Genomic DNA, 20141 nt, shown 5'->3' on the forward strand with positions numbered 1-20141 from the left:
ATTTTCTTAATTAATGAAATATGATTTTAGGAATCTGCTAAAAAAAATACTCGTATTACAGCTTATAATACGAGTATTAATAAATTTTAATGAAGTACAACCGTTAAACCAATTGATACTCTTTCGCTTTATTACTTAATTCCATTAGGTTTTTAACTTCTAATTTCTTCATTAAGTTAAAGCGATGAACCTCAGCGGTGCGCTTACTTATCTCAAGTTCTTCAGCAATGTCTTTGTTATTTTTAAGCTGCAAAACCAGTTCTAATATCTGACGTTCGCGTTTGGTAAGATTGAACGGATCGTTGATTTTCTTTTTTACTCTTGGAGTTTCTTTACCCGCATTACCACTCACAAAATTATTCATAATAATTGCCGAAACATCTCCGGTAAAATACTTACCTCCAACAGCAATACTGGTTAAAGCCTTTAAAAATTCTTCCTTACTGGCACCTTTTAATAGATAACCATCAGCTCCTGCCTGAATCGCTTTAACCACGTATTCTTCGGAGTCATGCATAGATAGCACCAATGTTTTTACATCAATATTCTGTTCTTTAATATTTTGAACAACCTCTATACCGTTCATTTCAGGCATACGAATATCAACAATTAATAAATGTGGTTTACACGTCTTTATAACTTCAAGAGCTTCTAATCCGTTGGAAGCTTCATCAATTACCTGAATACCATCTTGATCTTCTAAAAGCGCCTTTATACCATCTCGCACTAACACATGGTCGTCGGCTAGAACTACATTTATTACACTCATAATACGGTTTATTTAATCACTTAGTGATAATTAAAATTCTAAAGCTTCCCTTAAAGTTGATAATAATACTCTCGAAAAACTTACTTAGCAAAAGTATAAATTTTAAGTGAAAATACTTACTCTTTTATTGGAATATTTAAAGTGACACGGGTGCCTTTATCTTGCTCGGAATGGATAAAAAAGCGACCTTCGATATACTTAATACGCTCTCGCATAAAGGTCATACCCATTCCACCATCACCTTCTTTTACCTTTTTCACTTTTGAAGGATCGAACCCTTTTCCGTTATCGTCAATCACAATACTTAATATGCTTTCACTGTGTGACAAAGACACTAAAATATGTGTAGAATTTGCATATTTAATAGCATTATTAATCGCTTCCTGAACAATACGGTAAATATTAATCTCAACCAGAGAATCTAAACGCAGATTAAACTCGGTTTTATTAAACAACACAATATGCTTTCCTGTTAACTTTGCCAGTTCCCGCGTTAATTTATTTAATGCCGGAACAATACCATGATCGGTCAACTCAGGTGGCGTTAAATTAAACGTTGCTGTTCGAACCCCTTTAATAATGTTGGTTGTAAGTTCCTTTAAATGTTCAATTTTCGATGCTGTTTTTTCAATATCAGAAATGTCAATACTTTCTAAATTATATTTTAATCCCGTTAACATTTGACCAATGCCGTCGTGCACATCCTTAGCGATACGATTCTGCTCCTTTTCCTGATTTTCGATAATCTTACTCGAGATGATTTTTTGCTGATCCATCTTCTCTTCGAAACTCTCCTTTGTTAAGCGCTCAATCTCCAACTGAGCCGCTTTACGGGAGGTTATATCGGAAGCAATAATTAATAATTCCGAGCGGTCATCGGTTGGACTAAAAGGAATAATAGACATTTCCAGCCAGATCACTTCATGATCTTTTGTAGTGGCTTTCACCTCACCTTGCCATCCTGTTTTTTTGCTTTTGGAAATGATTTGCTCAATGACCAGCTGCTCTTTTTCATGAACAGAAATAACTTCTGAAAAATTAGTGGTCACATTAAATCCTGAAAATTTAAACAATCGTGAAAATCGTTTTCCAATATGCACCACATGACCATTTTGTGTAATTCTGGCAAACAAAAGCGTCTCATCCATAGCATGATTTAAAGCACGTAACTCACGCATCGATTTTTCTTTAGCGGCACTAAATTCATCTGCATCAATAGCCATCTTTTTTGCGCGTTGTTCTGCTAATAACAGTTCGGTTAAAGTCGCTCTCACCGACTTTGCTGTTGGCCAGAAAATGAATAAAAATTCAGCCAGTAAAATAATAAGTGTTAATATGGTAAGTAGCATCTCTAAGCTACGCAACCAGCTTACTTTTTCGTTCGCTTCTAAATCATACTGATTTACAATTTCGTCCATGACAGACAAAAATTCACCTTCATTTTGTCTTACCTTTTTTATGTCTTCCGAAAAGGCTGAATTTGGTAACGGCGGTACATTCTCGATATCTTCTATAATCGTTTTCGCCGCACTACTTATGATATTAAATATTGGATTTAATTTCTGGAATTTATTAGAAATAATGTCACTATTCTCTCTAGGAAGCCCCAAACTATCATTTCCTTCTTGAAGTGCAAAATGCGAGGTTTCCCAAAGTTTTAGTGTTGCTTTAATTTTATCTTTAAGCAAAATACGCTCTTCTAATTCCTGCTCAGTAGAAAGTGTTACAATATCTTTAGTAAGTTTCTGACTAAGCATACGCTGTCTACCCGCAACATTGATAACCGTTGAGTCACTTTGTTGGGCATTTAAATGCTTACGAATAAGAATCTGACTTATAATTACCGAAAGCGCAATGGTACTTAAGGCAATAATATACAAACGGCTTAACTTATCAAACGTACGCTGATCTAATGAATTACCGTTATTTGTCATATTTAAATATTGTTTAAGAAATCGCTTGTTTTACCAGAGCTAAACTTTTTTCTGAAAATTTAATTTTTAGAGCTTCTTCATGTCCTTCTTCAGACATTTTTACCCATGTTTTTTGAAGAATATCAATCACTTTCTCATCTTCATGCTTCGCAGCAAACTCTTCGAAATAATAGTCTAAGAACACCAGACAAATCACATCTTCAATCGTCTGACTTTCTTCATTTTTCTTGATTAATTTTTTATTGATTAAAAAGGAAACACGATCGATAAATTCATCCTCATAACCCACTTCCTTTAAAATATCCGCCGTAATTTCAGCATGCATTTTCTTTAGAGTCTCACGCCATTTTAAATAGCCTACGCGATCCATGGGATATTCATCTCTGGCTATTTTCCATCGGCAAATATGTTGCGCTCTGGCAGCCAGTTGCAACGCTCTTGAAGCGTTTGGCTTAAACTGTAAGAGTTTTTGAGACATACGCTGCGAATACAACAATTCCTTTGGAAAATCTACACCATGACTGTGATACACGTTAGGGTCTTCCGAATTTTTTTTATCAATTAAAGCTATAGCTGTTTCAAATCTTGTTGGTTCCATTTGGTTTGGTATATATTAGTCTGAAAAGCCAATATACACATTTCCGTCTTTAATTTTAACAGGATAAGTCGCTATTTTCAAATCATCACCGTTTAAATTCGCCCCGTCTTCCAACGAAAAATTCTTCTTGTGCATCGGGCAGGCCACCTTCGCTATACCGTCCTTATCGCCTATCATTCCTAAGGATAATACCATTTCCATTTTATGAGGACAAAGATTTTGAGCAGCGTACCACTTATTCTTTCTAACAAAATTATAAACCGCAATTTGCTTGGTTTTGTACTTAATACAGGCACCGCTATTTTCAGGAAAATCGGTTACTGCACCCACTTCAAACCACGTAGTAACATCGCCTTCGGTTACTGTATTGTATTGATTAAGTATATCTTGCATTTTTTATATTTTAAGGTTGAATATTTACCAGGCTTTTGGCATTTTCTGCTCACGCATGGGTACAAACACCAAGTTATCGTCTGTATCATCAGAATTCACAAAGTGTCTGAAACGTTTAGCTATATTAGGGTCTTCAATAGCTTGTTTCCATTCGCATTCGTATTTATTCACCAAGCTTTGCATTTCTTTCTCTAAATCGTCTACAATTCCTAAAGAGTCCTCAATCACCACTTGTTTCAGATACTCTATACCGCCATCTAATTTTTCTAACCACGGTGCGGTACGAACTAGCGGACCAGCTGTTTTAATGTAGAACATTAAGAAGCGATCTAAGTACTTAACGGCCGTTTCATCGTCTAACTGCTCTGCAAATAAAATAGCATGTTTTGGTGTTGCACCTCCGTTTCCACACACATAAAGATTCCAACCACCATCTACAGCGATCAATCCGAAATCTTTACCTCTGGCCTCGGCACATTCACGTATACATCCGGAAACGCCTCCTTTTAATTTATGAGGCGAACGCAGACCTCGATATCTGTTTTCTATTTCAATAGCAAAGGTGACACTCTCGTGCATACCATAACGACACCAGGTCGATCCCACACAACTTTTAACTGTTCTTAAGGACTTACCATAGGCATGACCACTTTCGAAACCAGCATCAATCAATTCCTTCCAGATTAACGGTAGCTGATGAATTTGTGCTCCGAATAAATCGATACGCTGACCTCCGGTGATTTTGGTATACAAATCGTACTTCTTCGCGACTTCGCCTATTACGATTAATTTATCTGGTGTGATTTCTCCTCCGGCAACTCTAGGTACCACAGAATAGGTTCCGTTACGCTGAATATTTGCTAAAAAACGGTCGTTTGTATCCTGAATAGCGAATTGCTTATTCGGTGTTTCCATGGTAATCGTTGCAAAAATGGATGCTAAAGCAGGCTTACACACTTCACAACCATCGCCATCACCAAATAAATTTAAGGCTTCCTCATAATCCTTAACCTGATTCACCTTAATCAAATCGTATAGCTCCTGACGGTTAAAACTAAAGTGTTCACAAATGACCTCTTTAACCTCTTTACCAAGAGATTTAAAGGTTTCGTTTACCAAATCCACCACCATAGGCTTACACCCGCCACAGCCTGTTGTGGCTTTGGTTTCTGCAATCACATCGCCTAACGTATTACTTCCGTTTTCGGTAATAGAACAACAAATAGCGCCTTTACTCACACTCTCACAGGAACACACTTGCGCAGCATCTGGTAAATCCATCACACTTCCAAAAGACGATCCGCCTTCACTTACCGGAAGAATTAGTTTCGCAGGGTCTTCAGGAATTTTCATGCCGTTTAAATAAATCTGGTGCAACATATTATAATCCGCTGCATCACCCACCAGAATACCTCCCAATAGTGATTTACCATCCAGACTTACATTAATTCGTTTGTATAAATGTTGTGTTTTGTTTTCAAAAATGATAGAATGCCCTTTACTTGCCGGCATAAAAGGTTCTCCAAAACTCGCCACGTCAACACCAATCAATTTTAACTTTGTAGACATATCAATATCTGCAGGCATTAAGACATCTTCATTACCCAGAATTTGCTGCACCGCAACTCCAGCCATATCGTAACCCGGAGCGACTAAACCGTAAATCATTTGATTGTAAAGTGCGACTTCTCCAATAGCATAAATATTAGGATCGGACGTCTGCATTTTATTATCGACGACAATACCACCACGAACACCCATTTCTAAATCACAGGTTTTTCCTAGTTCATCTCTAGGACGAATTCCCGCTGAAATGATTAACATATCAACATCTAAGACATCATCTTCACCAAATTCCATTCCTGTAATGGCTTCATCACCTAAAATCTGATTCGTTGCTTTACATAAATGAATATGTAATCCGATAGATTCTAAGGTTAACTTCAAAATCTGACTACTTCGTATATCTAATTGTCTAGGCATTAACTTCGAAGCGAATTCCACAATATGAGGTTCTAAGCCCATATCTAAAACCGCTTTTCCTGCCTCTAAACCTAATAAGCCACCTCCCAGAACAGCTGCTTTGGCATTTGGGTTTTTAGTTTTCAATTCTGCAGCATAAGCCAGCATACCTTCTAAATCTTCAATCGTTCTGTAAACAAAAACACCCTTTTTCTCTACCCCTTTTATAGGCGGTACAAATGGCGAAGATCCTGTCGCTAACACTAAGAAATCATACGCAAATTCTCTGTCTTTTGCCGTAGTTATGGTTTTCAATGTTCTATGAATATCTGCCACACGCTCGCCGGTTATCAATTCAATACCGTGCGCTTCATACCATTCTCGAGGTGCCATCTCCAAAGCTTTAGCATCCTGATTTTCAAAATACTCACTTAAATGCACTCTATCGTATGCGGGTCTTGGCTCTTCACCAAAAACAGTGATTTTATAAGCCTGACTTTCAGCTTCAGCTACAAACTTTTCACAAAATTTGTAACCTACCATTCCGTTACCTACAACAATTATTTTTTTCATGACTACGTATTTTACATTACAAATATAAGTAAAAACTAAGTAATTATACGTAATTAAAATATACCAAAATTGTATATTCACTGAATTATTTAATAATTCGTAAATTAAAATACGTTTTTATACGTATTAATTAAAATTTAGGTATTAGAAATTAAAAAGATTGAAGTTTTCTAATTAGTCGATATGGTAACTGCTACGCTCTTTGATGCAGGTGTCTTAGCGGTATGTGCAAAACTATCTAAAGGCACAAGAATATTAGCTTCGGGAAAATACGTAGCACAACAGCCCTTAGGAATATCATAACCAATAGCCTTAAACTTTTCTGCCTTACGCACAACGCCTTGAAATTCCGATCGAATAGTAACCATCTGTTGCTCATGAAGGTTTCTGGAGTTCATATCTTCACGATTCATAAAAACGATACGCCGTTCATTAAAAACACCACGATATCTGTCATTTAAACCATAAATAGTCGTATTAAATTGATCATGACTACGTATAGTCATCATAATTAATTCATTTGGTTTTAATGTCCGAGAAGGTAATTTATTAATCGAAAAATTTGCTTTTCCTGTTTGGGTATGAAATTGCCTGATACGTGCACAATTAGGCAAATAAAACCCTGAAGGTTGTTTCAGTCTGCTGTTATAATCATCAAAACCATCCACGACCTCTTCAATATCCTTTCGAACCAAATTATAATCGTCCTGATATTGTAACCAGTTGATTTTTGATTTTTCCTTGAGAGTAGCATGTGCCAATCCACAAACCACCGCAACCTCACTAAGTAACTTATTGGAACATGGTTCTAAAATTCCTTTGGTAGATGACACAACACCCATAGAATTCTCAACACTCTGAATTTGCACACCGGTTCTCTGATAGTCTCTTTCAGCACGTCCTAAACAAGGTAGAATCAAAGCTTCTTTACCGGTTACTAAATGCGAACGATTTAACTTGGTACTCACATGCACTGTTAAATTACAATTCGCTAAAGCTTGTGCGGAATATAAAGTATCCGGTACCGCAGAAATAAAATTGCCGCCCAAACCAAAAAACACCTTAGCTTTTTTCTCGAACATGGCTTTAATCGCATCAATCACTGAATATCCATGTTTTGTTGTTGGTTTAAACCCGTACTTTGTTTCAATTTTATCCAGAAACTTTTGAGGTGCAGACTCCCAAATTCCAACCGTTCTGTCTCCCTGCACATTAGAATGTCCACGCACCGGACAAGTGCCTGCCCCTTCCTTACCTATACTCCCTTTTAAAAGCAAAAGATTAACCAATTCTCGAATATTGTCTACGGCATTTTCATGCTGTGTTAATCCCATGGCCCAGCAAATGATTATTTTATCATGATTTAAAATTAAATCAAACACCCTATCAAAAATGTCTTGAGTTACCCCAGACTTTTGTAAACAATCAAAAAAACTGTATTGTTTTAAATCCGCTATAAAATCATCATAACCATTTGTAAACTCATTTATAAAATCTTTATCAAAAACATTCCCCGTTTCTTCCTCTGCTTCTAAGAGCTTCAATAAAATCGCTTTAAAAAAAGCCACATCTCCATTTATCAATACAGGCACATGAACATCGGTTAGTTTTGTTCCGCCCGTTAACATTTTTAACGGGTTTTGTGGATCGGTAAATCGTACTAAACCGGCTTCGGCTAATGGATTAACGGAAACAATTTTCCCGCCATTCTTTTTGCATTTTTCTAACGCTGATAACATTCTGGGATGGTTAGTGCCTGGGTTTTGACCAACCACCAGCACCAATTCTGCCTTATACAAATCGTCTAATGTTACCGAGCCTTTACCAATACCCAAGGTTTCAGACAAGGCTTTACCACTGGCTTCATGGCACATATTTGAGCAATCCGGTAAGTTAGCCGTACCGAACTCACGTACAAACAACTGGTATAAAAAAGCCGCTTCGTTAGTTGTTCTTCCTGAAGTATAAAATACTGCTTCGTCAGGCGACTCTAAAGCATTTAAATGTTCGGAAACTTTATTAAAAGCCTCATCCCAGGAAATAGACTGGTAATGCGTAGCGCCTTCGGGTAAATACATAGGTTCTGCCAAACGTCCGGATTTGCCAATTTCAAAATCCGTCCAACTTGCTAATTCATCAACCGAATGTTGTGAGAAAAAATCCGCTCCAATGGTTTTATTCTGAACCTCTTCAGCCATAGCTTTTATTCCATTTTCACAGTATTCTCCAAGCGACGAGCGCTCGTCATCAGGATCTGGCCAGGCACAGCCCGGACAATCAAATCCCCCTTTTTGATTCAGTTTTCGTGAAATTTTTAAAGCATCACCAAGATTCATATATTTTGAAACCTGACCAATTACAGAAGCCAATGCTGGAAACCCTGCACTATTTGTTGCAGGCGTTTTCACTTTTAAATTAGAAAACGTTTCTGGTGTTTTGGCTTTATCTTGTGCTGAAGAACTCATATTACTTTGTGAAATTTTCCTGGTAAGCAATTAAATAGTCGTTTTGCGTATCCAAATCTATGTTTTTAATTCCACAAAATACAATGTCGACTTCAGATTCATGAGCTTTAATAATTGGTTTAGCTCCACTATCTCCGGTTAAAGTCATTAATTCTTTAAAATAAACCTTATCAAACAATACCGGCACACCTCTTTCTCCATGTTCGTATGATGTGGCAATAATTTGTCTGTTATTCGATTTAAAACGACGAATTAACGTATTTAAATAAAACACTGTTATATAGGGCTGATCGGCTAACATAAACATCACACCTTCAAATTGCATATCCGACTGTTGTATGTGATGAATCGCTTTTGAAATTGAAGATCCTAAGCCTTGTTCCCAATTGGAATTAAAAATAATTTCCACGGGATTATTCTCTATACTTGATTTTAATATATCATGATTGGCTCCTAAAACGACAAATATCTTTTTTACTTCTGCCTGCAAAGCCGTTTGAATACTGTGCTCTAACAACGTCGATGTTCCCCAAGGTAACAATTGCTTGGGCTGCCCCATGCGCTTCGACGCTCCGGCGGCCAGAACAACCAAAGCTATTGGAGCTGAATGCATCATAACATTTTATTATTTTGATTTTGAATGAATTTTTCCTGATTTTTTCCGAAGAGAATAGGTTTCCCGGTCTCGCGTTACAGCAAGAATTTCAGATACAATAGAAATAGCAATTTCTTCCGGCGTTTCCGACCCAATGTCGATACCTGCAGGTCCATAAATCACCTCTAGAAACTCATCTGAGATCTCAGGACAATATTCAATAAGTTGGGACAACAAATCATCTCGACGTCTTGTGGATCCTAGTAAACCAATATAATTAGGTGATTTATCTTTTAATGCTACCAAGTACCTTAAATCCATAGCAAAATTATGGGTCATTAAAACAACAGCTGTTTGATCATCTATAACCAGATTACTTATTTCTTCAGGAACCATCGTTTGAACCATGGTTGCCCCCGGAAAATACCTATTTGATTTAGTCTCTGTTGCTTTAGCTACGACGGTCACCTCCCATCCTGTAAAACTCGCATATTGAGATAATTTCACAGCATCATGCTCTGCTCCTACTATTATCAGCTTAAAACAAGGTGTCATGCTTTGTTTAAAAATCAAAGCTTCCTGCGTTCCCTGTCTGTTTTCTGCAACATCTTCACCTTGAAGTGAAAACGCCATATTATTTAAATGCATCACAGAACCAAGCCCCGGAAAGACTCCTTCTTTTTTATGATAATATGTTGTTAGTGTAAATTCTGTTCTATCATTTAAACAGTAAAAAAACGCATCAATAAAACCATCAATCAACGCAATGGGCTCCAATAAAATATACAGAATACCTTCGCAACCTAACCGATAACGCCCATCGTAAGTCATCATCTTTGCTACTCCAGTTTCAAAGACACTTTGCGATTCTCTGTAGACTTCCTTTTCCACACAACCTCCACTTACGGCTCCTACCCAATGGCCATTATTATTCAACAACATTCTTACTCCAGGCCGTCTGTAAGACGAACCATCCAAAGCAACAACAGTTGCCAAAACAGCTTTAAGACCTTCTTTTTCCCAAGTGATGGCGGTTTCAATAAGTGTTTTCAGTTCGTGTGTCATAAATAATTTTTAAGATTCAATTTACCCCAATAATGGCTTATATGACGAAAAGGGCTGATGATATAAACGCTCACCCGTTGCCTGATACAAGGCATTTGCCAAAGCTCCGATAGCAGGAGGTAATCCAGGCTCTCCTAATCCTGTAGGATCGATATCATTTTCAACAAAAAACACCTCAATCGCTTCTGGCGCCTGCGAATGACGCATTAAACGATATTGATTAAAGTTGGTTTGCTGTGGCACCCCTTCTTTGAACGTTAACTGACCGTACATGGCATGGCCAATACCATCAACAACACCTCCCTGCACCATGTTTACGGCTGCATCTCTGTTAATAACAATACCACAATCTACCGCACACCACACTTTTTTAATTTTAGGCTTTCCGTCTTCCATAGCCACATCAACTACCTCAGCAACATAGCTATTATGACAATAATATGCCGCAACACCACGATGAATACCAGGCATCGGGGATCCCCAATTCGATTTTTCTTTTACCAGCTTTAATACCCCGGCATAACGTTCGGCATCATAATCATTTCTTTTTCCAACGGGACTTTTTATTGCCTTTTCGAACAATTCCAATCGGAAATCAATCGGGTCTTTTCCTGCAAGCTCAGCAACCTCATCTAAAAACGACTGCTCAGCTCCAGCTATAAAATGCGATCTTGGTGCCCGCCATGCTCCTGTTGTAATATTGGTTTTCGTGCTGGCTTTTTCAGCAAGATAATTATCTACTGTTCCTGCCGGAAATCGGTTTTCAAATACCGGACTTTCAGGTAAACCTGTTCCTTTAACCGAAAGGGCTATAAGATGATTATTTTCATCCAAACCGGCTTTGTAAGTCGTTAAATATGCTGGCTTATAGGTGCCTTGCGTCATGTCATCCTCACGTGTATAAATGAGTTTTACCGGCGCTCCTATTTGTTTTGAAATGGCCGCGGCTTCAACACCAAAATTCACATATAAACGTCGACCAAAACCACCTCCCATGCGCGTCATATTCACCGTTACATCGTCAATAGGAATATTTAATAGTTTAGATACCGAACCTTCCAAAGCCTGAGGGGTTTGTGTCGGACCAATAAGTTCTACAGACGTTTCTGTTACGTTTGCAAAGAAATTCATAGGTTCCATGGTGTTATGTGGAAGAAACGGCGAACTATACGTACGCTCTATAACTTTTGAAGCATTTTTAAATGCTGTTTCCGGGTCGCCATCTTTTCGACTTTCATGCATTTCACCTGAAGCCAAAGTTGCCTCCATGCGTTTCATGTGATCTTCAGAATTTTCTAATTCGCTGACCGCTTCCCAATTCGTTTTAAGTGCTTTTTTAGCTTTCATAAGTTGCCAAGTCGAATCTCCAACAATAGCGACCAACTGCTGATATCCTTTTTCATCAAAATATCCGGGTTCAGGAACAGTGATATCGACAATAAAAGCATCTTTTATACCAGGCATAGCTTTAATTTCAGCCTCATTAAAATCTTTCACCTTCATGCCGAATGCCGGAGGATGCTGAATCATAGCAAGCTTCATTCCTTCGCGTTTAAAATCTAATCCAAATAAAGGTTTACCGGTCACTATATTTTTACCATCAACATTTTTTACACTTGTAGATATTAACTTAAAGTCCTTTATATCTTTTAGTTCAACTTCTTCAGGCACTTCCATGGCAACAGCCTGAGCAGCAATATCGCCATAGCCCATGGTACGATCACCATTAATTTCTTTAATAATTCCACCTGAAACCGTTAAGGCCGCAACCTCAACTCCCCAGGCTTTTGCCGTAGCCTCTAAAAGCATTCTTCTGGCTGTAGCTCCTGCCATACGCAAAGCATGCCAACCTTTACGAATAGACTGACTTCCCCCTGCTACCTGATTATGATAAAAGCCTGTATTTAACGGGGCTTGTTCTACAATGACATTATTCCAATCCACATCGAGCTCTTCAGCAACAATCATAGGCATAGACGTTTTCACATTCTGCCCTATTTCCGGATTTGGCGAATAAATGGTCACTAAACCGGTATCTCCAATTTTTATATAGCCATTAATCTCAAACCATTCATTAGGAATCGCCAGTGCCTCTTCAGTTTTTCCTCCTGAAACACATCCGGTTAACCAACTAAATCCAATGAGCATGCCTCCACCTGCAGCTGCCGATATTTTCAAAAATGAACGACGATTATATTGTGTTTTTATTTTTGTCATGATTTAGGTTTTATTGGTTAGATGCTGTTTTAATGGCCTGCTTGATTCTCACATACGTACCACAACGGCAAATATTTCCGCTCATAGCATTATCGATCTCCTTATCTGTTGGTTTTGGATTTTCAGCTAACAACGCAGAAGCATTCATAATTTGTCCGCTTTGACAATAGCCACACTGCGGCACATCATGCTCTAACCAAGCTTTTTGTACCGGATGGTCTCCGTCTTCAGATAAGCCTTCAATAGTTGTGATTTCAGATTCTCCAATGGTGGAAACTTCTATCAAGCAACTACGCACAGCAGCCCCTTCGAAATGCACGGTACAGGCACCACACTGACCAATACCACATCCAAATTTGCTTCCTAAAAGATTTAATTCATCTCGCAACACCCAAAGTAGCGGCGTATCTTCATCAACATTAACTGTATGTGAAGCTCCATTAATGCGTAATTTATATTCAGGCATATTAATTTGTATTTAAGTTAAAGAAGGTTATTTATAATTTGGTTAAAACCAATTCGTTTAAAAATACAAAAAAGAATGCTTGTTCTCGGTTTTTAAGTTTTTTTTAAGATTTCAAAACAAACTCTAAAGCCCGTTTTTCGTTGTAATACACATTACGTTTATCAATGAAACCAACATGTCCTCCATTCTTTGGCATTTCTAAAAACAGATACGGATTTTGTTTGGCTTCTTTCACCGGGTAACATTCTGGAGAGAGGAACGAATCGTTTAATGCATTAATAATAAGTGTTCGGGTTGTGATATTTGGAAGAAACTGCAAACAACTACTTTTTTCATAATAATCGGAAGCATCCTCAAAACCATGAGCCTTGGCAGTGTACACATCATCAAAATCCCTTAATGTGTTGATGGTGCAGAATGCTTCAAACGACAAATCTTCTGGGTATTTAATCGCCTTACTTAGTAGTTTCTTCTTTAAGTGATTCAAAAATCGATTAGCGTAAGGTCGGTTTTTCGGTTTTAATAATTCTTTACAAGAACCATTTAAATCCGCCGGAACGGACACAGCTACTGCAGCTTTGACTTCAGCAGGCACTTCATTGCGTTCTCCTAAATACTTTAAAATGAGATTCGCTCCTAAACTGATACCGTATAAGTAAATTTCGGAGTAGATATTCATTTTTAAAATATGTTGAATGATATCCTCGACATCTTCAGTCGCTCCGGAATGATAACTTCTGAACAATAAATTATCCTCTCCACTACAGCCTCTAAAATTTACACAAATGGCATCGGTATGATTTTCATTGAATAACTTAGCGGTAGCCGTTAAATAAGGACGTTGTCCATTGCCTTCCAAACCGTGAAAACACAAAATTAATTTATCGGTTTTCTGTGAAGCATAACTCCAGTCTAAATCTAAAAAATCACCATCTCTTAACGTGATGCGCTCTCGTTGCTGCTCCAGTTTTACTGAACGAATCAATCCCGAATACACGGTAGAAACGAATCCGTTTTTAAATACAAATGATGGTTTATAGGTACTGTATACTACTGGCATAATTACTGAACTTCTAATGGTGTAAATTTAAAATGAGAGCCATCAAATAGCCCTTTATCACTTAATTTTAATGATGGAATGACTAATAATGCCATAAATGACAGGGTCATGTAAGGCGCCTGTAACGTGCTTCCTAATTGTTTGGCCATGGCATCAAGTTTCGCATAAGCTTCCCCAACAGTTTTTCCGTCTTTATCACTTATAATCCCTGCTACCGGTAAAGGTAACAACTGTTCTTCACGTTCTGAAACGGCACAAATTCCACCTTTATTATCGATTAATAAATTAACAGCTTTACAAATGGCTTCATCTGAAACGCCTACTGCAATAATATTGTGAGAATCATGACCAACTGAAGATGCTATAGCTCCTTCCTTTAATCCGAAATTTTTAATAAAGGCTATGGCTGGTTTCTGATTTTGATAGCGGTTTACAACCGTCATCTTTAATATATCTTTGTCGGTGTTAGAAACCAGATTACCTTTTTCAATTAAAGCTTCTTCAATGCGTTCGTTAGTCACTAACTGACCTTCTAAGGCTTCAATAACACGAATTTGCTTCGCTGAAGATTCGACTTTGAAATCTTCAACCGATTTTTTATCACAGTTGAAATTATTCAGATTTTCGAAAGCGAAAGGTTTAATTAAAGATTCTCCGTTATCGAAAACCAACTCACCGTTAATATAGGTTTGAAGTACTTTAAAGTCAACTAAATCTTCAACAATGATACAATCGGCCGCATCGCCAATATTTAACAAGCCAACCTCTAAATCGTAATGCTTCACCGGATTCACACACGCCATTTCCAACACCTTAAACACATCGACACCTTTAGCCACGGCTCGCGCACAAAGCTTGTTTATATGATCGATGAGCAAATCGTCCGGATGTTTATCATCGCTACAAAACATCATATTCTCAAAATTTTCCGAAGCTAAATCTATGAGAGCTTCAAAATTTTTGGCTGCACTACCCTCACGTATTAATATTTTCATACCTTTTTGAAGTTTCTCTAAAGCCTCATCATAAGTAAAGCATTCGTGGTCAGTGCTTATTCCGGCATTGATATATTTTGTAATGGCATCACCTCTAAGTCCAGGTGCATGGCCATCTATAGGCTTATTATAATGTTTCGCCCAAGTCAGTTTCTTCATCACCTCTTCATCATCAAATAAAACGCCGGGATAATTCATCATTTCTGCCAGATATTTAATATCCGGATTTTCAAGTAGGGTTTTTATATCATTGGAATTAATCACTGCTCCGGCAGATTCGAAGGTTGTTGCAGGCACGCAGGACGGCGCTCCGAAATTGAATTTAAACGGTACTTGCTTGCCATTGTCTATCATAAATTCCACACCTGGAATTCCAAGGACATTGGCGATTTCATGCGGGTCGGAAACCGTTGCTACCGTACCATGAGTCACTGCCAGTCGAGCAAATTCACTAGGCACCAGCATAGAACTTTCAATATGAATGTGCCCATCGACAAAACCGGGAAGTATATAATGGCTCACATCATGCTCCTTTTCTTCAACTGAGATTATTTTCCCTTCTGAAATAGTAATTTCGCCTTTAAAAATCCGTTGTTTTAATATGTCGACAATCTGCCCTCGTAATACAGTCATTATTGTATAAGTTCTATTTTTAAAATGTGCTTAGTCTTGTCAGTAACTTTAAATCGGTCGTCAGCACGTTTGCCAATCACCCAGACAATATTATCATCACTACAAAACAACCAGGTATTTTCTTTATCTACTAACGAAAACTTCTCGTCTTTAAAAAATTTACTCAGCTTTTTCTTTTTACCTTTCATTCCTAGCGGAGAAAAGGCGTCGCCTTGTTTTTTTTGCCTGATGGTAAGCGGACTGTGAAGTAACCCTTTATCGATATAAATACAATGTTCATCATGTTCATGACTCACCATATCGACTTCGGAAAATTCTAAAAATCCACACGGAATTTTCAAGGTGCTATTAGTATCTAAAACGGTGATACTTTCCTCAACAGCCTCGTCATTATTAATGCTTGTTAGTATTAAAACATCACGATCTTTAATTAATCGATGTGTTAATGAGGCCACATATTTTCCGGGCTGGGCCGTAAGCAGATTTAAAATATCATCCCACTGAGTGAAGCCGTACTCTTTGAAAACTTCATACAAATACGCTTTGGGTGCTTTCAACTTTTTAAAAGCTTCAACCTTATATTTTATGTCTTGATTTGTTACACTATCTATGGTTTCTTTCCGAAAACTTTCTATAGCACCATCAACAATACAAGAAGTGTCGTTTAAATTACTCAGCGTATTCTGAAAACTCTGTAGCAAACTCGGGTTAATTTCCTTTAAAATAGGAATCACGTCGTGACGTAATTTATTTCGCAAATATTTAGTGGATTTATTACTACTATCATCTCGCCACCTAATCTGGTTTACTTTGGCATAATCGGCAATCTGCTCGTTCGAAAACGGTAATAACGGACGCACAAAAATATCATTTACTTCCGGGATTCCGGTTAAACCTTCCAACCCTGTACCGCGCGTGAAATTGATTAAAAAAGTTTCTAAGTTATCATCGGTATGATGAGCGGTTAGCACATAATCAAACTTTAACTGTTCAGATAATTCTGTGAACCAATTATAGCGGAGTTCACGTGCCGCCATTTGAATGGAACGCTTGTGTTCTTCGGCGTAACCTTCTGTATCAAAACTTTCTATAAACACCTCTAAATCTAAATCTTCTGCCAGCTGTAACACAAAGTCCTCATCGGCATCACTATCTTTGCCGCGTAAATTAAAATTACAATGCGCCAGGGCTATGTTTAAGTCATATTTGTAACACAAATGCGTTAAAACAACACTATCAATGCCTCCGGAAATAGCAATGAGTAATCTACGATTCTTTAAGAACGATAAACGCGATTCTAAATGGTCTTGAAATTCTTTAAGCATACTTCAAATATACAATAATGCCTTTTGAAAATGATATCCTACAAGCATTTAAAATGCAATAAAATTTTAGTTTTAAATCGCGAAATTTAGTATCTTTTATGGGTCATTTTAATACCTGAGAATATGAGTACAATTGATAAATTAAACGATAAAGCAACACAGGTTGCTTTTAACAAAAAGGTTCTTTCAGCTTCTCAACAACTACATCCTTATGTAAAACACAGACTTTATATTGCTGAATCTACAGGTATTATTCCCAGAAAAATGTATTCATCAAATGGAGTGGTAGACGATACTTTGGTGGCATTTTACGAAAAAGGCTATGATATAGATATTGACAGCTATTCCCTAAAACTTAGGCTATTTAAAATGGTGAATACCCAATTGGATAATATTTATAACAAAGAAGCTTTTCACAAAAACACCATTAGCACACGCAACTTTTTAGAAGAAGAATTAGAAGCTTTAGAGGAAAAATACACGATTGATGACGGGTTTGATTATGTGATGCAGGAAGATTTAAATGATATTTCTTATCAGCAAAACGGACATGGCAAACCTGTTTTTTTATATGATGACAATAACCATTCCATATTAAATGCGTTCAACACCAAAGCCTCTAAACGCAATAATTCCGGTCAAGTCATTGGGAACATTTACAGCCGATTACCCATAAATGTATCAAACATTATCGATTTATATGTCTTCGGAAAATTGCCTGTAAAAGACATCGCTTCTATAAAACACATTGAAGAAAAACGCATCGAAAACATTATTAACTGGGTAAAAAAAGCCTTTGAAACCAATTTAGACTAGTCCTCTAAAACCTGACGCATGGCTTTGGCTTTCACTAAACATTCCTCGTATTCCTTTAGCGGGTCGCTTTTTGCGGTTATGGCCCCCCCTACTGAGTATGACACATAATTTTTGGTTTCGTTGTACAGAATACTTCGAATCACCACATTGAAATCGAAATCGCCCGTAGGAGAAAAATATCCCACAGCACCGGAATATAACCCACGTTTGGTTTCTTCCAAAGCTTCAATAATTTTCATAGCCGAAAACTTTGGTGCCCCAGTCATACTTCCCATAGGAAAAGTGGTTTCAATAATATCTACCGGATGTGTTTCTGGTTTGACTTCCGAAGTCACCGTTGATATCATTTGATGTACCTGATCGAAAGTATAAATTTTACACAACTCCTCGACCTCAACACTTCCCTTAATGGCTGTTTTCGATAAATCGTTACGCACCAAATCGACAATCATAATATTTTCGCTCCGCTCTTTTTCATTTTCAAACAGCTCCTTTTTCAGTTGTTCATCTTCAACTAAATCTAAAGCACGTTTCGCGGTCCCTTTAATCGGTTGAGAAATGACTTTATTACCTTCCTTTTTGATGTAACGCTCCGGGGAAGCCGATAATAAGTATTTGTCATCACATTTTAAAAAGGTAGCAAAAGGCGGATTAGATATGCTATTCAGTTTATTGTAAATCTCTAAGGGCGGAATCTGTGTATCTTCAGCATAAAATTCCTGACAAAAATTGGCTTCATAAATATCGCCTCGATGAATATGCTCTAGCATTGTGGTCACTTTTTCCTGATAAGCATCCTTATGAATACGCAACTTTATTCTTATAGGGTCACGATGGTGTTGATGTTCTGAAATATTTACCGCCTGAATGGCATCAAAATCGGTTTCCATTTCATCATCCACCATATTTAAATACTGAACGTCAACCTGATCATCTTTTAAAAAAAACAGTCGCTTTGGTTGAAAAAAGTATAAATCCGGAAACCCTAAACCATCGAAATTATTAGACTCTAAAGGCTCAACGGCATTTTTTAAATCGTATGTAAAATACCCAAAAATCCAGTCTTTAGTTTGTGTTTGATAATCTTTTAATTGCTCGAAAGCCTGTGTATAATCGGTTTTAATACTGGTAAAGGCATCAACAGCCAAAACAGCATCGTATTGCCCGTATTGTTGCTTGTAATTATTGGAATCTAACCAAACAACATCTTCAAATTGCTGACTCCACACCAACAATTTCTGCTTAAACATTTGAATATCTTCGATAAACCGATTTTGTACTGCTCTCAAGTGAAAAAATTATGGCACAAAGTTAGGCAGAATCCTTAAAAATTCACAAGTTTTGTATATTAGTTTAAAATACTCTATTCATGTTTACATTAGAAAACGACCTGCTGAAAATTGGCGTTAAAAAAACCGGTGCCGAATTATGCGAAATTAGTGCTGTAAAAAATAAAACACAGTTTATGTGGGATGCCAACCCCGATGTCTGGGCTGGCTTTGCTCCAAACTTATTTCCAATCATAGGAGCTTTAAAAGACAACACCTACCTACTGAATAATAAAGCTTATAATTTGCCGAAACACGGTTTTATTAGAGACAATGACAAAATAGAGCTTCATAAACAAACTCAGGACAGCTTAACCTTTAAACGTTCTTACGATGAAACCTCTTTAAAAGTATATCCGTTTAAATTTGAGTTTTTCATTACCTATAAGCTTAAAGATTCAACTTTAGATGTCATCCATACGATTAAAAATTTAGATGATAATACTATGTACTTTTCTTTAGGAGGACATCCGGCCTTTAAATGTCCGGTACACAATAATGAAACCTACACCGATTACAGTTTGATTTTTGAACATACCGAAAACTCAGAAACACATATGGTTAGTTTAACTGATGGATTGATTTTTAATGAAACAGCTCCGCTTTTCAATAATACAAATATCATCCGGCTAACTCATGACTTATTCGATAAAGACGCCCTTATTTTTAAAGATTTAAAATCGAAGAAAGTCACTTTAAACAGCAAAAATTCTGGTGATATCCTTACGGTAAGCTATCATGATTTTCCTTATTTAGGTATCTGGGCCAAACCAACCGGAGACTATGTTTGTATTGAACCCTGGTTAGGCATCGCCGATAGTGTAACCCATAATCAGGATTTCAAAACCAAAGAAGGTATTTTAACTTTAGAACCCGGTAAGACCTTTATGGCAACCTACAGTATAGAAATACATAAGACGCATTTAGTGTAAGTAGAATAATAAGCG

Annotated in this window: 16 protein-coding genes; 2 read left to right on the forward strand and 14 right to left on the reverse strand. The window is 37.2% G+C overall.

Annotated features, from left to right (window positions below; genetic code table 11):
• Positions 1 to 103: 103 nt before the first annotated feature.
• The 13 genes from ICJ84_RS10290 to tilS all read right to left on the reverse strand — a co-directional run bounded on the left by ICJ84_RS10290 (position 104) and on the right by tilS (position 17050).
• The gene (locus ICJ84_RS10290; RefSeq protein WP_188216310.1) at positions 104 to 769 is read right to left on the reverse strand and encodes a response regulator transcription factor; all 666 of its coding nucleotides are present in this window, start codon (positions 767 to 769) and stop codon (positions 104 to 106) included.
• Positions 770 to 885: 116 nt separating this feature from the next.
• Positions 886 to 2703, reverse strand: coding sequence for a sensor histidine kinase (locus ICJ84_RS10295; protein WP_188216311.1), 1818 nt, complete (start codon positions 2701 to 2703; stop codon positions 886 to 888).
• Between the two features lie 13 nt (positions 2704 to 2716).
• A complete protein-coding gene (locus ICJ84_RS10300; protein ID WP_188216312.1) occupies positions 2717 to 3301 on the reverse strand; it encodes a DUF4202 domain-containing protein in 585 nt (194 codons plus the stop codon).
• A gap of 15 nt (positions 3302 to 3316) precedes the next feature.
• Positions 3317 to 3694, reverse strand: a complete 378-nt coding sequence (gene nirD / locus ICJ84_RS10305; RefSeq protein ID WP_188216313.1) for a nitrite reductase small subunit NirD — start codon at positions 3692 to 3694, stop codon at positions 3317 to 3319.
• A gap of 24 nt (positions 3695 to 3718) precedes the next feature.
• Positions 3719 to 6229, reverse strand: coding sequence for a nitrite reductase large subunit NirB (gene nirB, locus ICJ84_RS10310; RefSeq protein WP_188216314.1), 2511 nt, complete (start codon positions 6227 to 6229; stop codon positions 3719 to 3721).
• A 170-nt stretch (positions 6230 to 6399) separates the two neighbouring features.
• Positions 6400 to 8694 (reverse strand): FdhF/YdeP family oxidoreductase, encoded by a 2295-nt coding sequence (locus ICJ84_RS10315; protein WP_188216315.1) that lies wholly within the window; start codon positions 8692 to 8694, stop codon positions 6400 to 6402.
• Between the two features lies 1 nt (position 8695).
• A complete protein-coding gene (locus ICJ84_RS10320; RefSeq protein ID WP_188216316.1) occupies positions 8696 to 9310 on the reverse strand; it encodes a nucleotidyltransferase family protein in 615 nt (204 codons plus the stop codon).
• Between the two features lie 9 nt (positions 9311 to 9319).
• Entirely contained in the window at positions 9320 to 10354 is a 1035-nt protein-coding gene (locus tag ICJ84_RS10325; RefSeq protein ID WP_188216317.1) for an XdhC family protein, read from the reverse strand.
• 21 nt (positions 10355 to 10375) lie between these two features.
• Positions 10376 to 12571 (reverse strand): molybdopterin cofactor-binding domain-containing protein, encoded by a 2196-nt coding sequence (locus ICJ84_RS10330; protein ID WP_188216318.1) that lies wholly within the window; start codon positions 12569 to 12571, stop codon positions 10376 to 10378.
• Positions 12572 to 12581: 10 nt separating this feature from the next.
• On the reverse strand, positions 12582 to 13037 hold the full coding sequence (locus ICJ84_RS10335) for a (2Fe-2S)-binding protein (protein ID WP_188216319.1): 456 nt from the start codon (positions 13035 to 13037) through the stop codon (positions 12582 to 12584).
• Positions 13038 to 13140: 103 nt separating this feature from the next.
• Positions 13141 to 14097 (reverse strand): YheT family hydrolase, encoded by a 957-nt coding sequence (locus ICJ84_RS10340; RefSeq protein WP_188216320.1) that lies wholly within the window; start codon positions 14095 to 14097, stop codon positions 13141 to 13143.
• 2 nt (positions 14098 to 14099) lie between these two features.
• A complete protein-coding gene (gene ade, locus ICJ84_RS10345) occupies positions 14100 to 15725 on the reverse strand; it encodes an adenine deaminase (protein ID WP_188216321.1) in 1626 nt (541 codons plus the stop codon).
• The gene (gene tilS, locus ICJ84_RS10350) at positions 15725 to 17050 is read right to left on the reverse strand and encodes a tRNA lysidine(34) synthetase TilS (protein WP_188216322.1); all 1326 of its coding nucleotides are present in this window, start codon (positions 17048 to 17050) and stop codon (positions 15725 to 15727) included. The genes ade and tilS overlap by 1 nt, the downstream gene beginning before the upstream one ends.
• 123 nt (positions 17051 to 17173) lie before the next feature.
• Between tilS and ICJ84_RS10355 the strand changes: the two genes are divergently transcribed.
• A complete protein-coding gene (locus ICJ84_RS10355; protein WP_188216323.1) occupies positions 17174 to 17866 on the forward strand; it encodes a hypothetical protein in 693 nt (230 codons plus the stop codon).
• On the opposite strand, the gene pabB is transcribed toward ICJ84_RS10355, so the two are convergent.
• Complete coding sequence (gene pabB, locus ICJ84_RS10360) at positions 17863 to 19155, reverse strand: aminodeoxychorismate synthase component I (RefSeq protein ID WP_394367624.1); 1293 nt, start codon at positions 19153 to 19155, stop codon at positions 17863 to 17865. The genes ICJ84_RS10355 and pabB overlap by 4 nt on opposite strands.
• Before the next feature lie 80 nt (positions 19156 to 19235).
• On the opposite strand from pabB, the gene ICJ84_RS10365 reads away from it, so the two are divergent.
• Entirely contained in the window at positions 19236 to 20126 is an 891-nt protein-coding gene (locus ICJ84_RS10365) for an aldose 1-epimerase family protein (protein WP_188216324.1), read from the forward strand.
• Positions 20127 to 20141: the final 15 nt, after the last annotated feature.

This window comes from Aestuariibaculum suncheonense (genome assembly GCF_014596935.1).
Classification (GTDB): Bacteria; Bacteroidota; Bacteroidia; order Flavobacteriales; family Flavobacteriaceae; genus Aestuariibaculum; species Aestuariibaculum suncheonense.

Bases quoted from the DNA above. Each gene is read 5' to 3' on its own strand.
- ICJ84_RS10315 (WP_188216315.1), bottom strand. From the start codon at position 8,694: ATGAGTTCTTCAGCACAAGATAAAGCCAAAACACCAGAAACGTTTTCT.
- ICJ84_RS10330 (WP_188216318.1), bottom strand. From the start codon at position 12,571: ATGACAAAAATAAAAACACAATATAATCGTCGTTCATTTTTGAAAATA.
- nirD (WP_188216313.1), bottom strand. From the start codon at position 3,694: ATGCAAGATATACTTAATCAATACAATACAGTAACCGAAGGCGATGTT.
- ICJ84_RS10295 (WP_188216311.1), bottom strand. From the start codon at position 2,703: ATGACAAATAACGGTAATTCATTAGATCAGCGTACGTTTGATAAGTTA.
- nirB (WP_188216314.1), bottom strand. From the start codon at position 6,229: ATGAAAAAAATAATTGTTGTAGGTAACGGAATGGTAGGTTACAAATTT.
- ICJ84_RS10355 (WP_188216323.1), top strand. From the start codon at position 17,174: ATGAGTACAATTGATAAATTAAACGATAAAGCAACACAGGTTGCTTTT.
- ICJ84_RS10320 (WP_188216316.1), bottom strand. From the start codon at position 9,310: ATGATGCATTCAGCTCCAATAGCTTTGGTTGTTCTGGCCGCCGGAGCG.
- ICJ84_RS10290 (WP_188216310.1), bottom strand. From the start codon at position 769: ATGAGTGTAATAAATGTAGTTCTAGCCGACGACCATGTGTTAGTGCGA.
- ICJ84_RS10335 (WP_188216319.1), bottom strand. From the start codon at position 13,037: ATGCCTGAATATAAATTACGCATTAATGGAGCTTCACATACAGTTAAT.
- tilS (WP_188216322.1), bottom strand. From the start codon at position 17,050: ATGCTTAAAGAATTTCAAGACCATTTAGAATCGCGTTTATCGTTCTTA.
- ICJ84_RS10300 (WP_188216312.1), bottom strand. From the start codon at position 3,301: ATGGAACCAACAAGATTTGAAACAGCTATAGCTTTAATTGATAAAAAA.
- ICJ84_RS10365 (WP_188216324.1), top strand. From the start codon at position 19,236: ATGTTTACATTAGAAAACGACCTGCTGAAAATTGGCGTTAAAAAAACC.
- ICJ84_RS10340 (WP_188216320.1), bottom strand. From the start codon at position 14,097: ATGCCAGTAGTATACAGTACCTATAAACCATCATTTGTATTTAAAAAC.
- ade (WP_188216321.1), bottom strand. From the start codon at position 15,725: ATGACTGTATTACGAGGGCAGATTGTCGACATATTAAAACAACGGATT.
- ICJ84_RS10325 (WP_188216317.1), bottom strand. From the start codon at position 10,354: ATGACACACGAACTGAAAACACTTATTGAAACCGCCATCACTTGGGAA.